Origin of the sequence: Pseudomonas sp. JUb42, assembly GCF_024807945.1 — a bacterium.
Classification (GTDB): Bacteria; Pseudomonadota; Gammaproteobacteria; order Pseudomonadales; family Pseudomonadaceae; genus Aquipseudomonas.
On the sequence record NZ_JANUFD010000006.1, the window covers coordinates 29275 to 49155 of the forward strand.

The following is a 19881-nucleotide window of genomic DNA, read 5'->3' on the forward strand; positions in this document are numbered from 1 at the left end:
GGCTGATTCTCGATGGGCTGGATGTTGTGAATCACACCCAGGCTTAACGGAAAGATCTTGATGCCGACGACTATAGGCTGGATCGATTAAATGAAAAATAAGATAGAATTCCGAACATTCCGGAATTTAAAGCTCAAATTGTCAGGGTGTATATGGATCATTTCGGCGCACTGGGTGCATTCGTTCGTGCAGCGGAAACTCGCAGTTTCACCGAGGCCGGGCGCAGGCTCGGAGTTTCATCGTCTGCGGTCGGCAAGGCGGTTGCACGTCTGGAACAGGAATTGGGTGTCAGATTGTTCCATCGCTCTACCCGGGCCATTACCCTCACGCATGAGGGAGAGTCCTTCCTGGAGCGATGCAATCGGATTTTCTCTGAGTTCGAGGTCGCCAAAAGTGAGCTGACCCAAGCCTCGGGCAAGCCCCAGGGCAAGCTCAGGCTGGGCTTGCCGCAGTTAGGCATGCGCCTGATGCCGCATCTGATCGCATTCCAGCAGGCCTACCCCGAGGTGGAGTTGGAACTTGAATTCAGCGACAGATTGGTCAACGTCATAGAGGAGGGCTTCGACGCAGTCATGCGCATCGGCGAAGTAGAGGATTCACGCCTGGTGATGCGTAAACTCAGTGGCTACAGCCACCGCCTGGTGGCTTCGCCGACCTATCTGGCTGAACGTGGCATTCCTTCTCGCCCGGCCGATTTGAGCGACCATGCTTGCCTGCGGTATCGATTCCCCACCAGTGGCAAGCTTGACCCCTGGCCGCTGGTGTCGCGGGGCCGACCACTGAGTGTCGAACTTCCGCATTCAGCCACCGCCAACGCCATTGAACCGTTGCTGGCCATGGCGGAGGCTGGGCGGGGTATTGCGTGTCTTCCGGACTTTTTTGTCGAGGATCTGATTGCCCAGGGGACGCTGGTACCGATACTTGAACGCTATACAAAAGACCATCGTACTTTTAGCATTCTCTGGCCTTCGAGCCGCCAGCCACTGCCCAAGATCAAGGCGTTCGTGGAGTTCATGACGGCTCGCCTGGCTTAACCTGTCACTCCTTCTGTGGATCGAACTGTTTGTCCTTGATCATCAGGGCTGGTATCAACCCGCAAACAAAATAGGCGACGCCCATGACCAGGAAGCCCATGCCGATCGAAATTTCCGTGGCCAGGAAGCCAATGGCTGCGGGAGCTACAGCCGCGCCAATGCGGCCGATATTGTAGGCCCCACCGACGGCGCTGCCGCGAAACCTGGATTCGAAGCTTTCGGTCATGTAGGTCGCGTTTACGCCGTAAGGAATGCCGTACAGGAAGCCGAATACGACGAGCATCCACAGAATCTGGTCAGGGCTGTGGAAGAACACGATGACCGGAAGAAACACCGCAGTGCCCAGGGCGCCGAATGAAAACACGACGCGTCGCCCCAGCCAGTCCGCCGCGACGCCGGCCAGTACTTTGCCAAGAATCATCGCCGCATAGGTGCCTACCAGATAGGCCGTCATGGACTTGAAGTTGAGTCCCATTTCCGTTTCCAGGTAGGAGGGCAGCCAGTTATTGACGCCGTAGTAGCCAAATTGCAGAAATCCCGCAGTCAGCGCCCAGAGCACAAACATATTCCTGGCCTTGGCATCGCCGAAGATCGCCTTGAACACGCCGCTGGATGGTTTGCTGCTGTCGTTGCCCGTTGCTACCTCACCCGCCGAAGCTCGATTGGCTTTTGCCGCGACCCAGGCTGGCGGTTCGGGTACCAGGCGCTGCATCAGGATCGCCAAGACCACCGGAATGATTGCGACGTAGAACAGATAGCGCCAGCCGTATTCTGGAAGCAGCCAGCCGGCAAGCAATGTCGCGACGATGTAGCCCACCGACCAACCCGCCTGCAGCGTGCCCAATACGGTCGTGCGGAACCGCGTAGGGACGTACTCGGCCATCAGCGTGTTGCAGGCCACATATAGCGCGCCCAGGCCAAGGGAGGCGACGAAGCGGGCAGCAGCAAATTGTACATAGCTTTGCGTCATCCCCAGCAGCGCAGTGCCGATGGAAAACAGGACTATTGTCCACACCACGGTTTTTACCCGGCCGAACTTGTCACAGGCCCAGCCGCCATAAATACCACCCAGGGCCATGCCGGCCAGTGTCACGCTACCCAGGCTTCCTGCCTGAAAGTTACTCAGCCCGAATTCCGCTTTAAGGCTGGTCAGACTGTAGGAAAGGAGCATGAGATCTGCCCCGTCTATCAGCAGACCGAGGAAGCAGAACAGGAATACGATGATCCAGGTCTTGCTGTGCACACGCGCAGCCGCGCGCGATTCGAATGCTGTGGTGTCCATTCGATTTCACCTTGTATTGTTATTGGGCGGTGTGCTCGTCCGTATAGGAGGAACACATCTTGTCAGGCGTATCCAGCAGTGTTTGTTTCAGGCTGGTTTTGACTTATGAAGCTTCGCGAATCATGTTCCGTGCGATGACGATCTGCTGGATTTGAGTGGTGCCTTCATAGATGCGAAACAACCGGACATCGCGGTAGAAACGTTCGATGGCGTACTCGCTCACATAACCGGCGCCGCCATGGATCTGCACGCAGCGATCGGCTACACGGCCACACATTTCCGTCGCGAACATTTTTGCGCAGGAGGCCTCAGTACTGACATTCAGGCCGTCGTCACGTTTACGCGCCGCGTCGATCACCATGCATTTCGATGCGTATATTTCCGCTTTACTGTCGGCCAACATTGCCTGGATCAGTTGAAACTCAGCGATGGGTTGGCCGAATTGCTTGCGCTCCATGGCGTACGTCAATGCGTCGGCGAGCATGCGCTCTGCCGCGCCAACACTCAGGGCGGCGATATGCAGGCGCCCCTTGTCGAGGACTTTCATCGCTGTCTTGAAACCGACGCCAGGTACACCACCGATCAACTGGCGCGCAGGAACCCGCACGCTGTCAAAAATGACGTCACAGGTGTGGGCGCCTTTCTGACCCATCTTGTGATCGCGCTTGCCAAGAACCACGCCAGGCGTATCGCGCTCGACGATAAAGGCGCTGATACCGCCGGAGCCCTTGATCTCGGGGTTGGTTCGGGCCATGACGGTATAGATCCCGGCGTGGGGGGCATTGGTAATAAAACGCTTGGTTCCGCTGATGACGTAGTCATCACCGTCACGCACAGCCACAGTCTTGAGCGAGGCTGCGTCGGAACCGGCGTCAGGCTCGGTCAGGCAAAAGGAACTCAGCAACTCGCCACTTGCCAGCCTTGGCAGGTAGTCAAGTTTTTGCTCATCAGTGCCATCCAGCAGGATCCCGATGGAGCCAATGCCATTGTTGGTACCGATGTAGGAACGGAAAGCAGGGGAAGTACGGCCCAACTCGAACGCAATGCAAACCTCCTCTTCCATGGTCACGCCCAACCCACCGAACTCCTCCGGGATGGTCAGGCCGAAAAGCCCCATTTCACGCATTTGCGTCACGATATCCGGCGCAATGGAGTCGGTTTCTTCGACCTCATGCTCTCGGGGAATCAGGGCTTCGTTGACAAACTGACGGATTGAATCCAGCAGGATCTGGAGGGTTTCGGTATCGCGGATCATGTGAACTCCTGGGCGCCTGAGTGCGCTCGGTGGATAGCTGTTGTTGTTATTGGCAAGCGGCGGGGCACAGCGAGGTCGCCCCGGCCATTGAGCGCAGGTTAAGGGGAACCCGCCAAAAAAATCAAATAAATAAAATCAAATACCGCACAGCGGAATTTGTATATTCAGGCCCTTTGATTCATTGGAGGTCCAATAACACGATAATTTGTTTACAGCTTCGACAGATGGGAGATATTATTTTTATAAATCAGTATTTAATTCCGCTCTGCGAAATAAAGACAAGAGGTAGCAGGCATGCATGCATCAGAAGAGTTGAGCGTCCAGTTGGAGCGCCCACAAGGCGGCGTTGCGCTGGTCCGCATTCATCGTCCGGAATTCAGGAACGCGCTCAACAGCGTTGTTCGTCAGCAACTTGCCGACCTGTTCACTGAGTTGGGTCGGGACTCCACCGTGCGGGCTATCGTACTGACGGGTGGGGACAGCTGCTTCGTCGCAGGAGCCGACATCCGCGAGTTCGCCTCTGCCGATCCCATCGAGATGTATCAACGACACACCGAGCTGCTGTGGGACGCTATTGGCAGTTGCCCAAAACCAGTGATTGCTGCCGTGAACGGATTCGCCCTCGGGGGTGGGTGCGAGCTCGCGATGCATTGCGACGTCATTGTGGCAGGCGAGTCGGCCTGTTTTGGCCAGCCCGAAGTCAAACTGGGGTTGATGCCGGGCGCTGGCGGGACCCAGCGTCTGGTGCGTGCCGTGGGTAAATTCCAGGCCATGCGCATCGCCTTGACCGGTTGCATGGTAAAGGCGCCTGAGGCACTGGCGATCGGTTTGATCAGCGAGTTGGTCAGCGATGATCAAACCATCGCCCGCGCCATGGAACTGGCGACTCAGATTGCCGCCTTGCCGCCTCTGGCGGTTGCGCAGATCAAGGAAGTGATGCTCGCCGGCGCGGACCTGCCCCTGCAAGGCGCCCTGGCACTGGAGCGCAAGGCCTTCCAGTTGCTGTTTGCCTCCAAGGACCAAAAGGAAGGCGCTGCGGCGTTTCTCGATAAACGCAAAGCCCAATTCAGCGGAGAGTGACCATGACCCAGACCATTCAAACCATGGCGATCGTGGGCACTGGCGTGATGGGTGTAGGGATTGCGCAGATTGCGCTTCAGGCCGGGCTGCGCGTGTCTCTCTTCGATGCCAGAGAGGGCGCCGGTGACACGGCAAGGTTGAAGTTGAGCGAAACCTTCGACAAGCTGGTTGCTAAAGGCAAGATCAGCACTGCCGACGCCTCTGATGCAATGTCGCGCGTGCATGTGGAGACATCACTCCAAGCGCTGGCTGACTGTGAACTGGTTGTCGAGGCGATCATCGAGAAGCTGGAGGCCAAGCAGAGTCTGCTCTGCGATCTGGAAAATATCGTCTCAGCGACCTGTGTTCTGGCAACCAACACTTCATCCCTCTCGGTGACCAGCATCGCCTGTGTCTGTCGGCATCCTGAGCGCGTGGCGGGCTTCCACTTCTTCAACCCCGTGCCGTTGATGAAGGTCGTCGAAGTGATCGACGGCCTGGCAACGGATTCAACAGTCGGCGATGCATTGCAGGCCCTCGCCACGCGCTTGGGGCACAGAGGCATTCGAGCCAAAGACACCCCCGGGTTCATCATCAACCATGCCGGTCGGGCCTATAGCACCGAAGCCCTGCAGATGCTCAAAGAAGGGATTGCTACTCCTCTGGATATCGACCGGATCCTGCGCGAAGGCATGGGTTTTCGCATGGGCCCGTTCGAGCTGTTTGATCTGACCGCTCTGGACGTTTCCCATCCGGTCATTGAGTCGATTTACAGTCAGTTCTATCAGGATCCTCGTTATCGTCCTTCATCCCATACCCAACGCATGCTTGAGGCCGGGTTTGTCGGACGTAAAGTGGGGCGCGGCTTTTACTCTTACCAGAACGGACAGACGCCTGACCCGGCTTCAGCGCAGAACGTGCCGGATGTACAGCTGATGCCGCCTGTCTGGATTGGAGCCGAGACCGACGCAGACAGGGCATCCCTCATCACCTTGCTGGATCGACTTGGGGCTCAGATCGAGACAGGGGATCGCCCATCGGCAAATGCCCTATGCCTGCTCGCTCCCTACGGCGTGGACGCCGCTCAAGCGTCGCTGGATTTCGATACCGATCCTTGCCGTACCTTGTGTATCGATCTGCTGCCTGACTTGGCTCGGCACCGGACCCTGATGCCGACCACGGCGACCTCACCGGCCATGCTTGCTGCGGGACATGCGTTGCTGGCCCGTGATGGCGTCGGGGTAACGGTCATTCAAGACAGTGTCGGGTTTGTCGCTCAGCGTGTCATGGCAATGGTCATCAATCTGGCCGGGGAGATTGTTCAACAGAAAATAACCTCTATCGATGATCTGGATGAGGGGGTGCGCCGTGGATTGGGTTATCCGCTGGGGCCGTTGGCCTGGGGGGATGAGTTGGGCGCCCGGCGCATCCTGCATATCCTCAAGCGTATGGCTGATCTCACCGCAGATCCTCGCTATCGCCCTGGGCTCTGGTTGCGCCGCCGGGCCGACCTTGGCCTGTCATTGCGAGTCGCGGAACCCGCGGTTGGCTGACGCCTGGCAGGCTCGGCGTGCAGGCTGAAAGCGGCTGAAACTCGAATTCAATAACAATTAGAAGGTAGGTGAAATGGGTGCTCTGAGCGGATATCGGGTGCTGGATCTTAGCCGGGTACTGGCTGGCCCCTGGTGTGGCCAAGTCCTGGCTGACCTGGGTGCCGAGGTCATAAAAATCGAACGGCCTCAGGTGGGTGATGACACCCGCGGTTGGGGGCCGCCCTGGATGAAGGACGAGGAGGGTGAACCGACCCAGGAATCCTCTTACTACCAGTCGACCAATCGAGGCAAACTCTCGGTGGCCCTTGATCTGGCTTCACCGGAGGGGCAGGAGCTGGTGCGTGCCCTGGCCACAGACTGCGATGTACTGATCGAAAACTACAAGGCCGGCTCCCTGGCCAAGTACGGCCTGGACTACCAGACCTTATCGCAGATCAATCCGCGCTTGGTCTATTGTTCGGTGACTGGGTTCGGTCAGACCGGCCCACGGGCCAGCGAACCTGGCTATGACTTCATCATCCAAGGCATTGGCGGATTGATGAGCATCACCGGTGAGCGCGATGACTTGCCGGGGGGCGGGGCGCAGAAGGTCGGTGTGGCTTTTTCGGACTTGATGACCGGGCTTTATTCCACCGTGGCTATCCAGGCGGCGTTGCTGAGTCGGCATCAGACGGGACTGGGGCAGCATATCGACATGGCGCTGCTCGATGTACAGGTCGCGACCCTGTGTAACCAAAGCCAGAACTACCTGGCGTCAGGCAAGCCGCCCGGGCGCTATGGCAATGCCCACGCCAACATCGTGCCGTATCAGGTATTCAAGGCCAATGACGGCGACTTCATCATTGCCTGTGGCAACGATAGCCAGTTCAGGGAGCTGTGCGATGCCATCGGCCTGGCTGACCTGCCGAAGGATCCGCGATTTGCGCGCAATACGGATCGGGTGAATAACCGCCAGGCGATCGTTGAGATCCTGTCCAGCCATTTTCTCACGGATGGCGCACAGAGCTGGGTCAGCAAGATTCATCCCCGTGGTGTTCCGGTTGGCGCCATCAACGATATCGCCACTGCTCTTGCCGAACCACAGGTCAAGGCTCGCGATATGGTCGTGACCATCCCCCATCCCAAGAAAGCTGATTTCGTCACCGTCGGCAGCCCCATCAAGCTGTCCCGCACGCCGGTCGAATATCTGCGTCCTGCGCCCATGCTCGGCGAGCATACGGATTGCGTGCTCCGTCAGCGACTTGGTTTGAGTGACGAACGCCTTGAGGAGCTCAAGGCCCGTGGCGTCATCGAACAGTCGGACTTCAGCGCGCCCTGAAGCGCTACTACTTTCAGTACCAAAAACCTGCCAGGAATACCTATGAAAATCCTCGTATCCATCAAGCGAGTGGTCGACTACAACGTCAAGGTTCGCGTCAAAGCGGACAACTCCGGCGTTGATCTGGCCAACGTCAAAATGTCGATGAACCCTTTCTGCGAAATCGCCGTGGAAGAGGCCGTCCGCCTGAAAGAGAAAGGCGTAGCGACCGAGATCGTCGTCGTTTCCGTCGGCCCGACCACTGCTCAGGAGCAACTGCGTACCGCACTGGCACTGGGCGCTGACCGTGCCATCCTCGTTGAGTCTGCTGACGAACTGAACTCCCTGGCCGTGGCCAAGCTGCTCAAGGCCGTGGTCGACAAAGAGCAGCCGCAACTGGTGATCCTTGGCAAACAAGCCATCGACAGTGACAATAACCAGACTGGTCAGATGCTGGCCGCCCTGAGTGGCTACCCGCAAGGCACTTTCGCGTCGAAAGTCGAAGTGGCCGGTGACAAGGTTGCCGTGACCCGCGAAATCGACGGCGGCCTGCAGACCGTTTCCCTGAGCCTGCCAGCGATCGTGACTACAGACCTGCGTCTGAACGAGCCACGCTACGCCTCGCTGCCGAACATCATGAAAGCCAAGAAGAAGCCTCTCGAAGTGCTGACCCCGGACGCCCTGGGTGTCTCCACGGCCTCCACCACCAAGACCCTGAAAGTCGAAGCGCCGGCTGCACGCAGCGCTGGCATCAAGGTCAAGTCGGTGGCTGAACTGGTCGAGAAACTGAAAAACGAAGCGAAGGTAATCTAAACATGACTATCTTGGTAATCGCCGAACACGACGGTAAGACCCTGGCCCCGGCCACTCTGAACACCGTAGCTGCTGCCGTTAAGATCGGTGGCGACATCAATGTACTGGTCGCAGGCGCCGGTGTGGCTGCTGTGGCTGACGCAGCGGCGAAAATCGCCGGTGTGGCCAAGGTGCTGCTGGCGGACAACGCTGCCTACGGCCATCAACTGCCGGAAAACGTTGCGCCGCTCGTTGCCGAGTTGGGCAAAGGCTACAGCCATATCCTGGCTGCCGCGACTTCCAACGGCAAAAACATCCTGCCGCGGGTTGCCGCGCAACTGGACGTTGACCAGATCTCCGAGATCATCTCGGTAGAAAGCGCCGACACCTTCAAGCGCCCGATCTATGCCGGTAACGCCATCGCCACCGTTCAGTCTTCGGCTGCGGTCAAGGTCATCACCGTACGTGCCACCGGTTTCGACCCGGTAGCCGCTGAAGGTGGTTCGGCTGCGGTTGAAGCGGTTGCGGCTGCTCACGACGCAGGCAAATCGTCCTTCGTTGGTGAAGAACTGGCCAAGTCCGATCGTCCGGAACTGACCGCTGCCAAGATCGTCGTTTCCGGCGGCCGCGGCATGCAGAACGGCGACAACTTCAAGCACCTGTACGCCCTGGCGGACAAGCTGGGTGCAGCGGTCGGCGCTTCCCGCGCTGCGGTCGATGCCGGTTTCGTACCGAACGACATGCAGGTCGGCCAGACCGGCAAGATCGTCGCGCCTCAGTTGTACATCGCCGTCGGTATCTCCGGCGCGATCCAGCACTTGGCCGGTATGAAGGACTCCAAGGTGATCGTTGCGATCAACAAGGACGAAGAAGCACCGATCTTCCAGGTGGCTGATTACGGCCTGGTGGCTGATCTGTTTGACGCTATTCCTGAGCTGGAGCGCTTGGTTTAAGCCTGTACCGCAGCCGCTTAGAAAAAATGAAAAACGCCGAAGTCTGGATAGCCAGGCTTCGGCGTTTTTTCAGTTGCTCACTCAAGCTTTGCTTGAAGGTTTCACGGCGAACATGCCATCACCTAACAAGGCTACCACCAGCGCAGTGACGCAAAGGTAGATAGGGTATTCCCAACCGCCATTGGCGTTGGTGAAGCTCCAGCCGTTGTGAAAGTGTACGGTCGAAGCGACGAACAGTTGAACCACCGCAAGGGCGGCGATCCAGCGTGAGTAGACGCCCAGGACCAGCAGCAAGCCGCCAAGGACTTCAAAAGCCATGACCGGGTAAGCGAGGAAACCGGGGAACCCGATCGACTCAAAAAAGCCGGCAGTGCCTGCGGGGGTGAACACAAACACTTTGGTCAGGCCATGAGCCAGGAACATGATACCCAGGGCCAGACGCATGATAAATGCTGCATAGGGAGCGGTACGTGTATCAATCATGGAGACGTTTCCTTTTTGTTCAGTTAGAAAGTGACAGCGTGTTGGTTAGCCAGCGCGAGAAGTCGGCCAGTTCTTCAGCGCCGATCTCGTGGGCCATGTCGTAGAAATGTGTTTCGTGAGCAACGCCAATCCGCTCCAGCCAGGCGTCCGCCTCTTTTGCCCAATCGACGGGGAGGACGTTGTCCTGCAGGCCGTGAGCAATAAACGCTGAAACTGACTTCAGGCGTTCCGGTACTGCGATCTGTGAGTCAATCTCACGCAGCATCCGGCCACTGAGCAGAGCAAACCCTTTGACCAGCTCAGGCTCGGTCACGCCGACGCTCGAACTCATGATGCCGCCCTGGCTGAAGCCAGCGATTACCGTCGGGAGCGGAGGAAGGGCCTCAATGAAACGCAACAGCAGTTGCCTGCTCGACTCGGCTTGCTCTTGATTGAACGAAGGGCCATTGCTGGTGAAGTTCACCTGATACCAAGCGAACCCCTGCGGGCCAACCTGCAACGGACCCCGCAGGAGCAACACTTCCAGCCCCTCAGGCAGCGAGGCGGCCAGCGGCGCCAGATTCGCTTCGTTCGAGCCAACGCCATGGAGTAGCAACAGGCGAGCTTTGGGGCTGGCGGTGCTGCCGGCTTTCCTGAAGAAAATACCCGACTGCGGTTCACGGACGGGTTCGAAAAAATTGTTCTGATTCGACATATTAGGCAACGCCTTGAATGGGTTGAGCGATTTCGCGTCCACGACTGTCAGCCGAGGTAAACAGGTAGCTGTCCATGGCCAGCACCCCATAGGTCACCCCGCCTTCCAACACGCGGGTTTCATAACCTTCCCCGGCTGCGCCCAAGGCAATGAACAACGGCAAGAAGTGCTCGTTGGTCGGATGGGCCCGCTCGGCGGATGGCGCGTAATTTTGATAATCGAGCAATTGCTCGGTGTTTCGCGTCTGCAGGGCGTTGGCCGTCCAGGCAGCGAAGCTTTTTACGTAATCGGCCCCGTGAATGGCGTTGCCGCGGAATTCGTAAAGGTTATGGGTAAGGCTGCCTGACGCGACGATGAGAATGTTCATCTCACGCAATGGCTTGAGCGCTTCACCGAGCTTCCACGCCTGGCGGGTATCCAGCGTCGAGGGCATCGACACCTGGACAACCGGGATGTCTGCCTCAGGCGCCAGGTACAGCAACGGCACCCAGGCGCCATGATCCAGGCCCCGAGCCGGGTCCAGGCGGGCCTTCCAGCCCGACGTCTGCAGCAGCCCCACGATATGTTCCGCCAGCGCCGGTGCGCCTGGAGCCGGGTATTGCAACTGGTAGAGCGCGTCGGGGAAGCCGCCGAAGTCATGAATGGTTTTAGGGGCGGTGCTCGCGGTAACGCTGACTTCGCCGCGGGTCATCCAGTGCGGAGACAGGATGACAATGGCGTCAGGTTTCGGCAGTTCGCGGCTGAGCTCGGCCAGCCGTTGACCAGCAAGACCGGGCTCGATTGCGAACAGCGGAGCACCATGGGACACGAATAGCAGTGGGAACGATGTGGTCATGGTGAATGCTCCAATGCAGTTACTTGTGCAGCCAGACGGGGGCGATGGAGGTCCCCATGCCAGCGCCATAACCAAGGTAGATATTCAGACCTGCCAGGGGTTCGAGATAGCGCGCATTTACCAGCCCGCCTGCGTCTACAGTGTTCCAGCCCAGGCTTTGCGCGAGTGCGATGGCGGTCTGTTTGGCGCGTTCATTGTCGGCGGCGACAAATACGCTGCCGCGTTGGTCATTGGCGAATTTCGGGCCGTCTGCGAGGACTTGGGCGAACAAGGTGTTGAAGGCCTTGACCACGTGGGCCTGGGGCACAGACTTGGCGATCTCTTCTGCGGCACTGGTGACATGGCCGATGGTCAGCGACATGTAGTCAGCGCTCAGAGGGTTGGTGATATCGATGACGACCTTACCGGTCAGATCACCCAGGCTCTGCAGTGCGGACGCTGCGTCGGCATACGCCGTGGCAACTACGACCACCTCGCTGTCACCCAGCGCTTGGGCTGGGGCGTAGGCGCTGACGTTTGCGTACTGATCGGCCAAGGCCTGGGCTTTGGTGATATCGCGGCCGGTGACGCGCACGCTGTGACCCGCTGCCGACAATTGTTTGGCAAAACCCGAACCCATGTTGCCGGTACCGATTACTGTGATTTTCATAGTTACCTCAAGTGTGTTGAGTTGCGTTGAATCGATTTGATGGGTTCATTCTATAGGTTGCGAATTTGAGATAAATAAGGCCTTATGGGACTAATAGTTCCTCTTGGTGAGACAGTCATGGATCGAGCACTTGAGATGCAGGTTTTCTGCACCGTGGTAGATAAGGGGAGCTTTATCGGCGCGGCAGACCCGCTGGGCATGTCGAAAGCAGCTATTTCGCGCTATGTGAGTGGCCTGGAAGACCGCTTGGGCGTGCGCCTGATGCACCGCACCACCCGGCGCCTGTCGTTGACCGATGAAGGGCGGCAGTTCTATCACCAGGCGCGGGAAGTGCTGGCGATGATGGACGCGGCAGAAGAATCGGTTTCTTCCGCCGCGCCAGAGCCCAGTGGCGTGCTGCGAATCAACGCTCCGGTGAGTTTTGGCGTGCTGCACCTTGCGCCTGTCTGGGCTGATTTCATGCAGGCCTATCCCAAGGTGGAGCTGGACATCAGCTTGAACGACCGCATCGTGGATCTTGTCGAGGAGGGTTTTGATGCCGCCGTGCGGATTGCGCGGCTAGAGAGCTCTTCCCTGGTGGGGAGGCGTCTGGCGAGTACCCGCATGTGCCTGTGTGCGGCACCGTCCTACCTGGCCCGGCACGAGCCGTTAAAGGCCCTTGAGGATCTGAGCGCGCATGGGGTGATTGCCTATACCAACTTTGCCAGCGGCAACGAATGGCAATTCAAAGGGCCGAATGGCAATGAAAGCGTCGTTACACGCTCGGTCTTGCGCTGCAACAACGGTGATACCTGCCGCAGCATTGCCTTGGCCGGGGGCGGGATATCACTGCAGCCAAGCTTCATGGTGGCTGAAGACCTTCGTCGCGGCGACCTGGTGGAAATCCTGCCGGAGTATCAGTCTGTGGAGTTGGGCATCTATGCGGTGTACCCGACCCGCAAGCACCTGGCGCCCAAGGTGCGGGTGTTGATCAACTTCCTGGTCGAGCGTTTTGCCGAGCCGCAATGGGAGCAATAAGGCTCATGGGGAAAAGAGCCGGCTGACCTGAGAGTGATGGAACATCAGCCGGCAAGGGGAAACACATCCCCAAAGGAGTCGCGGGGCTTTAAATGCTTTCCAGAAAGAGGCTCAGGTCAGCCGCAAACTTCTGCGGGTTCTTGAACGCGAGAAAATGATCGCCCTGTTCGCATTTGGAGTAGACGTGCAGTACCGACCCCTTGATGGCCGCGTTCATCCAGAGCTGACTCTGCTGCCAGTCGCTGTACTTCCCGGTAAAAATAGCGGTTGGTACGTCAATTTTTGCCTGGATCACGTCTCGCCAGTCATTGGTTGTGTGATCAAAAAGCACCTGCCCCGTGAACGTCATGTCGTCCTGAACCACTGCCTGGGCCAGGCTGATCACGTTATGGAAATAGGGAGAGTCCATTTCCATTGCGCGCTCTACGACCCTGCTCGCAGAGATCAGTGTGTTGGTGGGTGACATGTTGACGTACGACGCAATCATGCGCTCCGGCGAGGTCGTGAACGCGCCCGCGTCGAGCCGCTCCTGCTCCGACCAGTCGGCATGACAATAGATCGATGGCGCCTGGTCAATGATTGAGAGTGTACGAATCCCCTGGGTGCCAAACAGATCGATGAATGCCCACATCACCGACGCTCCCATCGACCAGCCGCAGTAATCCGCTTCAGCCAATCCAAGATGCGCGGCAAACTCTTTTACGTCCTGGGCATAGCGGGAAATACGGTTGCCGAACCTGACTCGCTGGGACAGCCCTTGATTGCGCACATCCAGGACGTAGACGCGGTAGCGCTTGCTCAAAATGTACAGCAGATGGAAGTACATGGCGCCATTGGCCGACCAGCCGGGAATGAAAATCAGCGGTCTGCCCGTACCGGCTTCCCAATAGCAAAGGTTGGTGTTGTCGCTGGTGGCGAAACTACTGATCTTCAGCTCCGGGAAATCCGAAATCTTGAAGGCCTGATCGATGATTTCATGGGGAAAGTAAAAATCCTCGCCGAGCAAGGACCAGAGCGTCTTGTCTTTCAGTGGGTAGTCCAAGTGAAGCGCCTGCAGTTCCAGAATTTATTTTGGCAACAATAAGACTTGAACCGTAATGAGATAAATATCCAAAATGGCGCAACATTCGAAACGGAATATTGCTAATGGATCGTCTGAGTAGCATGGCGGCGTTCGTTAAAGCTGTCGAAACCGGATCGTTCAGCGCTGCAGGTGAAGCCCTGCAGATGTCAGCGCAGCTGATTGGCAAACATGTCCAACATTTGGAACAGCGTCTGGGTGTGCGGCTGCTGAACAGAACGACGAGACGCCAGAGCCTCACCGACTTCGGCCGCACGTTTTACGAACGTGCCAAAAACATTCTGGCAGAGGTGGAGACGGCTGAAAATCTGGCGGCCGAGACCCAGGCCTCGCCGAGTGGGCGGCTGAGGGTCAATGCTCCAGTGAGTTTTGGCATGCAGTCGCTTGCACCCCGGCTTCCGGAGTTCATGCAGGCCAATCCGATGATCAGCGTTGAACTCACCCTGGCAAATCGCGCGGTGGATCTGATCGACGAGGGTTTCGACGTGGTCTTCAGGGTAGGCCAGTTGTCCGACAGCGGTTTGATTGCCCGACCTTTGGCCCCCTACAGGTTGATCCTCTGCGCCGCGCCGGCCTACCTCAAGGGCAAACCGTCTATCAGGACGCCATGGGATCTTCAGGAGCACGAGTGCCTGGGTTTTTCCCATACCGAGTTGCGCACCCATTGGACCTTCGACGGACCTGAGGGTCGTGTCATCGTTCCGGTCAGCGGCCGGTACATGGCCGATCACGGCGAGCCGCTGCTATGCGCCGCGCTGGCGGGGCTGGGCATCATGCTTCAGCCGTTGGAGTTGGTGACCAGATCGCTGCAGCAAGGGGCGTTGGTGCCGCTGCTGCCGGACTACCCGGTGCCCAGCCGGGCGCTGCATGTTTTGTACGCGCCTGATCGGCGGATTACGCCAAAATTGCGGACCTTTCTCGACTTCGCAACAACGACATTTGGAGCGGCAGCATGAAGCCCTGAGGCTTTTGAAACGTTCTGTTGTAGATCTCCATTCAATACTGGCATTTATCAGGAAAACCCGGTCCGTTACAGTGTTCGTTTGTGTCCGCATAGCCTGCGGCTTTTTGATTGGGGGCAACTGCTGCCGGCCAGTCTTGATGGAGAGATGATGAACATTCAGCTGAATACCAAGCGTGCCCTTGTCACCGCATCCACGGGAGGGATCGGTTTCGCGATTGCGAAGGGGCTCGCCGAGGCAGGAGCGGCGGTCATTATCAACGGTCGCAGCGAGGGCTCGGTCAGTGCCGCTATCGCACGATTGGTCGTGGCCGTTCCTGGCGCCAACGTCACTGGCGTAGCGGCAGACTTGAGCACGTCTGAAGGCGTGGCGATCGTACTCGGCGAAGTGAGCGGGGTGGATATCCTGGTCAACAACGCAGGCATCTACGGCCCACAAGACTTCTTCGAAACCAGTGATGAGGTATGGGATAACTACTGGCAGACCAACGTGATGTCGGGCGTTCGACTAAGCCGCGCGTTGCTTCCGTCTATGGTCGAAAAAGGCTGGGGCCGGGTCGTTTTCGTTGCATCCGAATCCGCACGTAACATTCCTGCGGACATGATTCACTATGGCGTGTCCAAAACCGCGCAACTGGCACTGGCCCGTGGCTTGGCCAAGCGAGTTGCTGGCAGCGGCGTGACCGTCAACAGTGTGCTGCCAGGACCGACCTTGTCAGACGGTGTTGCGGACATGATGCAGGACGAAGTCGCTCGCACTGGAAAATCCCTTGAGTCGGTCGCCAAGGACTTCATCCTGGAGCATCGTCCAAGCTCCATCATTCAGCGTGCGGCGACGGTCGAAGAAGTGGCAAACATGATCGTTTATGTCTGCTCTCAGCAGGCATCGGCAACCACCGGCGCGGCGTTGAGGGTGGACGGCGGCGTGGTGGATGACATCGTCTAAGACGGCTGACGATGGATGGAGCGGTACCACCGCTCCATTCACCGCATGATCTTGCGTTACTAAGCGTTCACGACCGCCGCAGCCCGGCGGCTGGCAACGAATATCACAGCTATGCATCCAACAAGCACGGCTGCCGACAACAGCATTGCGCTGGACATTCCGTGGGAGAAGGTTGCTGCATCAGACGTAGCGATCATGGAGCCGAAAACTGCGACACCAATTACGCCCCCCAATTGCCTGGCTGAAGCCATCAGCCCGGACGCCATGCCTGCGTCATGCTGCGTGACGGACGAGAGCATCGAGTTGGTAATGGACGGAACCGAACTGGCGCTGCCGATCCCGACGGTCATCAATGCCAGGTTCAGATACCACAAGGACGTTTGCTCGGTGACCTGCGCCAGCGCAACGAAACCGATGATCTGAATCGTGAAGCCGATAATGATGATGCGCGTGGCGCTGACCTTTCTGGCGATGCGTGAGGAGAGCATTGTCGAGAGTGTCAGTACTGCGGTCAGCGGTACGAAGGATAATCCTGTCTTGAACGCGTCGTAATGCAGGAAGGTCTGGAAATAGATACTGAAGACAAACACCGTACCGTAGAACGTCAGGTTAATGGCCGCGCCCGCCAGTGACATCGTTGCCAGGGTGATGTTCTTGGCCAGGCGCGCAGGCAGCATCGGATGGGCGACCCTCTGTTCGATCAGGATAAAGGCGATTGCACAGATCCCTGCAACGCTCATCATCGAAATGGTTTCAGTTACCCAGCCTTTGGCGCTGGACTCCGTCAGAGCGTAGGTCAGCGCAGCCAGGCACGCGGCAATGCTGATCTGCCCGAGGATGTCCACGCGCTTATCGAGACGTGGTGACGCTGGTGCGAAGCGCCATATGAGACCTATCGCCAATAGCCCCAACGGCACATTGAGCAGAAAGACACTTCGCCAGCCCAGGTACTCAATCATCAGCCCGCCGATGACAGGACCTGCTGCCAGGGCAACGCCTCCACAAGCACCCCACATGGCCACTGCGGTTCGGCGTTCGTTCGGATCATGGAACGCCAGTCGAATGAGCGTCAGGGACGTAGGTACCAGTAGGGCGGCCCCGCAGCCCTGGACGATCCGCATGCCGATGAGCATGGGCATGCTCTGGGCAAGCCCGCAGCCAATAGAGGCCAGGGTGAACAGAGCAAAGCCTGCGGCAAAGATGTTTTTCGCACCAAACTTGTCGCCCCACGCCCCACCCAGTATGAGCAGGGCGGAAAAGGCCAGGGCATAGCTGTTAATGACCCATTGCAGGCCGGTGAGATCCGTTGCAAAGGCGTCTTTGAGGGCCGCAAGGCCGACATTGACCACACTGACGTCGAGTTGTACGACCAGAAAGCCAAGGCAGGCGGCTATTTGAATGGCAATGAGGGAGGGGGCTTTGCTGGGCATTCGAGCTTCCCGGTAGTAGCGTCAACGCGCCTGGTCACGCCGGGGTAGGGACCTGGGCCGGACATCTCATAATCCGGGCAGGTCCCCTGTGTCTATGTTCGCGAATGCCTGTAAACCGACGGAAGAATCCAGGCAGCCGGGTTCATGACTTACACGAACTCAAGTACGTCCTGGACCGCCTTGCGAGGCTTTTGCGGCCAGTTGGTCGTACCTGGATAGCCGACGGTTACCAGCATCACCGGAATGTCGGTCGCTGGCAGGTTGAAGGCTTCAATGACCGCAGCTTGATCGAAGCCGATCATGGGCGTGGACACCAGGCCTTGGCCTTTTGCGGCGAGCATCAAGGTCATGGCGGCCAGGGAGCCGGAGCGAATGGCCTCGTCACGTTGCAGCTGAGGGTTTTCCTGGTACATGCCTTGCGCGGCGCCGACCCACATGTTGTAGATGGACTCATCGATGATACCGGCGTCCAGGGTCGGCTTCAGTGCCGCTGGCAGGGTTTCATGGGGATGCAATGTGCCGCAAACGATGAATGTGACGGCAGCGTCCACGACTTTCTGCTGGCCATAGGCCAAGGGCAGCAAGCGTGCTTTGGCTTGTTCGCTGCGCACGGCCAGAAACTTCCAGTTTTGCAGGTTGAAAGCGGAGGGTGCGTGGGTGGCCAGATCAATGAGATCGGTCATCTCCTGATCCGTCAATTTGCGCTCAGTGTCGTAGCTGTTGGCAGAAATTCTGGATTTAATAACTTCAGCGATACCTGACATCGTGGTCTCCGTGCAGGGTAAAAATATTGGGCACGAGCCAGCTTTGCGGTGTTCTGATCGCAGCTGTACGGCGTGCCGATTGAATCAGCGGCCGAAACCATCGAAGGGCGTCATGTACACAGCGCCGAAGGGGTCGAGACGTTTACGTATCTCGGCATCCGGGGTGCCGTACACGGTGAGGCCGGTGATCGTGCAGAGTTCGAGGAAGCGTTTGCCGAACGGTGCGAAGGTGGTGTCGACATGACTGACCACTGCATCGGCGTTGTAGCGCTCAAGAATATGCGCAGTGCTGTTGTCTTCATTGACGCTGTATTCGTATACCAGCGTACCTGGCTCTTCTTTTGTCGCTGTGACGATCTGCGCGATCAGTGCTTTGAATTCGGCGAATTCCGAAGGTTTGACCGCGAGGGTGAACAGGCAGGAAATGTAGGGATGCATGGGCAGCTCCTTCTCGACTGGGAGGTAGATGCATCGCTGAGTCAGCCGATGCATTTGACGCGGTTTCAGGTCAGGCCTTGTCGGGAGCTTCCCCGAACAGCTTGCCGGAACCCGCCCAATCAGAAGGCGCGATGTCTTCAAAAATGACATAGATGTATTCAGCAGGGGTGCCGGTGTTTTTCACGATGCTTTCGGTGATTTCTGCAGCCACGGTTGCTTTCTGACCGTGCTCTTTACCTTCGAACCAGCTGACTCGTACTACGGGCATGATGAAATCCTCTTGCGGCGTTTACATAAATGGGAGGGCGGTACATGAAGCAGCGCACCGATGAGTCCATGCTAATGTAGAAGGCGCTGGCGATAAACGAACTAAAACTATAATCTGGGTAGACATTAATTCTACTCAATGGCATTCCATATGATCCCCGCCGATTCATTCCAAGGTGTCATCACCTTTGTCATGGCGGCCCGCTCTACCAGTTTCACCGAGGCCGCCGAGCGCCTGGGCGTTTCCAAATCGGCAGTGGGTAAAGCCATTGCCCGGCTTGAAGAGCGCCTGGGAACGCAGCTTTTCCATCGCACGACACGGCGCATTTCCCTCACTGCAGACGGTGACGCCTATTTCGCGGCGTGCACTTCCGCGCTCGAAGAAATTGGCTCCGCAGAAAGTGGCTTGGGTCCTGGTGGTCGTGAGCCCTCCGGGCGCCTGCGGGTGGATATGCCGGTCGCGTTCGGTCGCCGAGTGGTGGCGCCACTGCTTTTCGAGATTGCCAATAAATATCCTGCGCTTCAGCTCAACGTGACGTTCTCCGATCATCTGGTCGATCCCATAGAGGAGGGCATCGACCTGCTGGTGCGCTTTGGAGAGATCAAGGACACCAGCGGTCTGGTGGCCCGTCGGCTGGCGCGACAACGCTGGGCGATTTGTGCGGCGCCAGACTACCTGGCCCGATTTGGTACGCCACATAGCCTTGAGGATCTGCAGAGCCATCACTGTGTGGTCGGCTACCGGCGAGGACAGCCCTTATCCTGGCGGGTCGGAAATGGTGCGCAAAGCGTGCGCTACACACCGCCTGTCAGCCATCAGATTGGTGATGGAGAGGCGATGATTCTGGCAACTGTGGCAGGGGTAGGGCTATGCCAGATGCCGCGCTGCCTGTTCCGCGACGATATTGAAGCGGGACGGCTGGTCGAGGTGCTCGCAGACTTTGAGCCCGAACCAGTGGAAGTGCATGCGGTGTGGCCGAAGGTGTCTCATCTGCGGCCAAAGGTCAGGTACGTGGTCGATGAGTTGGTCAAGGTCTGTGAGCACTGGCAATAACCGTGCAGATTCAGGGAATATCTGCACGGCCCCTCGG

General features: G+C 58.0%; 21 protein-coding genes. 10 read left to right on the forward strand and 11 right to left on the reverse strand.

What is annotated here, in order from left to right; all coding sequences use genetic code 11:
* Window positions 1–152 precede the first annotated feature (152 nt).
* Window positions 153–1034 (forward strand): LysR family transcriptional regulator, encoded by an 882-nt coding sequence (locus M2401_RS13190; RefSeq protein WP_259103384.1) that lies wholly within the window; start codon window positions 153–155, stop codon window positions 1032–1034.
* Window positions 1035–1038: 4 nt separating this feature from the next.
* On the opposite strand, the gene M2401_RS13195 is transcribed toward M2401_RS13190, so the two are convergent.
* A complete protein-coding gene (locus M2401_RS13195; RefSeq protein ID WP_259103385.1) occupies window positions 1039–2316 on the reverse strand; it encodes an MFS transporter in 1278 nt (425 codons plus the stop codon).
* 103 nt (window positions 2317–2419) lie between these two features.
* Window positions 2420–3571, reverse strand: a complete 1152-nt coding sequence (locus M2401_RS13200; protein WP_259103388.1) for an acyl-CoA dehydrogenase family protein — start codon at window positions 3569–3571, stop codon at window positions 2420–2422.
* Between the two features lie 294 nt (window positions 3572–3865).
* Between M2401_RS13200 and M2401_RS13205 the strand changes: the two genes are divergently transcribed.
* The 5 genes from M2401_RS13205 (at window position 3866) to M2401_RS13225 (ending at window position 9225) form a co-directional block, all read left to right on the forward strand.
* Window positions 3866–4651 carry an enoyl-CoA hydratase gene (locus M2401_RS13205; RefSeq protein WP_259103390.1) on the forward strand — a complete coding sequence of 262 codons (786 nt, stop codon included), beginning with the start codon at window positions 3866–3868 and terminating at the stop codon, window positions 4649–4651.
* A 2-nt stretch (window positions 4652–4653) separates the two neighbouring features.
* Window positions 4654–6183 carry a 3-hydroxyacyl-CoA dehydrogenase gene (locus M2401_RS13210; RefSeq protein WP_259103392.1) on the forward strand — a complete coding sequence of 510 codons (1530 nt, stop codon included), beginning with the start codon at window positions 4654–4656 and terminating at the stop codon, window positions 6181–6183.
* A gap of 73 nt (window positions 6184–6256) precedes the next feature.
* Window positions 6257–7501, forward strand: coding sequence for a CaiB/BaiF CoA-transferase family protein (locus M2401_RS13215; RefSeq protein WP_259103393.1), 1245 nt, complete (start codon window positions 6257–6259; stop codon window positions 7499–7501).
* A gap of 42 nt (window positions 7502–7543) precedes the next feature.
* Window positions 7544–8293, forward strand: a complete 750-nt coding sequence (locus tag M2401_RS13220) for an electron transfer flavoprotein subunit beta/FixA family protein (RefSeq protein ID WP_259103395.1) — start codon at window positions 7544–7546, stop codon at window positions 8291–8293.
* A 2-nt stretch (window positions 8294–8295) separates the two neighbouring features.
* The gene (locus M2401_RS13225) at window positions 8296–9225 is read left to right on the forward strand and encodes an electron transfer flavoprotein subunit alpha/FixB family protein (protein WP_259103396.1); all 930 of its coding nucleotides are present in this window, start codon (window positions 8296–8298) and stop codon (window positions 9223–9225) included.
* Between the two features lie 81 nt (window positions 9226–9306).
* On the opposite strand, the gene M2401_RS13230 is transcribed toward M2401_RS13225, so the two are convergent.
* From M2401_RS13230 to M2401_RS13245, 4 genes are read right to left on the reverse strand one after another with little or no spacing between them, the layout of a single operon-like run.
* Window positions 9307–9708, reverse strand: coding sequence for a DoxX family protein (locus M2401_RS13230; protein ID WP_259103397.1), 402 nt, complete (start codon window positions 9706–9708; stop codon window positions 9307–9309).
* Between the two features lie 19 nt (window positions 9709–9727).
* Window positions 9728–10402, reverse strand: a complete 675-nt coding sequence (locus M2401_RS13235) for an alpha/beta hydrolase (protein WP_259103400.1) — start codon at window positions 10400–10402, stop codon at window positions 9728–9730.
* Window position 10403: 1 nt separating this feature from the next.
* Window positions 10404–11237: a class III extradiol ring-cleavage dioxygenase gene (locus M2401_RS13240; RefSeq protein ID WP_259103401.1), complete on the reverse strand. Its 834-nt coding sequence runs from the start codon at window positions 11235–11237 to the stop codon at window positions 10404–10406.
* Between the two features lie 19 nt (window positions 11238–11256).
* Window positions 11257–11886 carry an NADPH-dependent F420 reductase gene (locus M2401_RS13245; RefSeq protein WP_259103402.1) on the reverse strand — a complete coding sequence of 210 codons (630 nt, stop codon included), beginning with the start codon at window positions 11884–11886 and terminating at the stop codon, window positions 11257–11259.
* A gap of 117 nt (window positions 11887–12003) precedes the next feature.
* Between M2401_RS13245 and M2401_RS13250 the strand changes: the two genes are divergently transcribed.
* Window positions 12004–12903 (forward strand): LysR family transcriptional regulator, encoded by a 900-nt coding sequence (locus M2401_RS13250; protein WP_259103403.1) that lies wholly within the window; start codon window positions 12004–12006, stop codon window positions 12901–12903.
* A gap of 88 nt (window positions 12904–12991) precedes the next feature.
* Here the strand turns inward: M2401_RS13250 and M2401_RS13255 are convergent, their stop codons facing one another.
* Window positions 12992–13945, reverse strand: coding sequence for an alpha/beta fold hydrolase (locus tag M2401_RS13255; protein ID WP_259103404.1), 954 nt, complete (start codon window positions 13943–13945; stop codon window positions 12992–12994).
* A gap of 104 nt (window positions 13946–14049) precedes the next feature.
* Between M2401_RS13255 and M2401_RS13260 the strand changes: the two genes are divergently transcribed.
* Window positions 14050–14940 carry a LysR family transcriptional regulator gene (locus tag M2401_RS13260; protein WP_259103405.1) on the forward strand — a complete coding sequence of 297 codons (891 nt, stop codon included), beginning with the start codon at window positions 14050–14052 and terminating at the stop codon, window positions 14938–14940.
* Window positions 14941–15096: 156 nt separating this feature from the next.
* Window positions 15097–15891 carry an SDR family NAD(P)-dependent oxidoreductase gene (locus M2401_RS13265; protein ID WP_259103406.1) on the forward strand — a complete coding sequence of 265 codons (795 nt, stop codon included), beginning with the start codon at window positions 15097–15099 and terminating at the stop codon, window positions 15889–15891.
* Between the two features lie 59 nt (window positions 15892–15950).
* On the opposite strand, the gene M2401_RS13270 is transcribed toward M2401_RS13265, so the two are convergent.
* From M2401_RS13270 to M2401_RS13285, 4 genes are all read right to left on the reverse strand, one after another.
* Window positions 15951–17321, reverse strand: coding sequence for an MFS transporter (locus tag M2401_RS13270; protein ID WP_259103407.1), 1371 nt, complete (start codon window positions 17319–17321; stop codon window positions 15951–15953).
* 149 nt (window positions 17322–17470) lie between these two features.
* A complete protein-coding gene (locus M2401_RS13275) occupies window positions 17471–18085 on the reverse strand; it encodes a nitroreductase family protein (RefSeq protein WP_259103408.1) in 615 nt (204 codons plus the stop codon).
* A gap of 84 nt (window positions 18086–18169) precedes the next feature.
* Window positions 18170–18523, reverse strand: coding sequence for a putative quinol monooxygenase (locus tag M2401_RS13280; RefSeq protein ID WP_259103410.1), 354 nt, complete (start codon window positions 18521–18523; stop codon window positions 18170–18172).
* A gap of 70 nt (window positions 18524–18593) precedes the next feature.
* A complete protein-coding gene (locus M2401_RS13285; protein ID WP_259103411.1) occupies window positions 18594–18791 on the reverse strand; it encodes a 4-oxalocrotonate tautomerase family protein in 198 nt (65 codons plus the stop codon).
* Window positions 18792–18941: 150 nt separating this feature from the next.
* Between M2401_RS13285 and M2401_RS13290 the strand changes: the two genes are divergently transcribed.
* Window positions 18942–19844 carry a LysR family transcriptional regulator gene (locus M2401_RS13290; protein WP_259103412.1) on the forward strand — a complete coding sequence of 301 codons (903 nt, stop codon included), beginning with the start codon at window positions 18942–18944 and terminating at the stop codon, window positions 19842–19844.
* Window positions 19845–19881 lie beyond the last annotated feature (37 nt).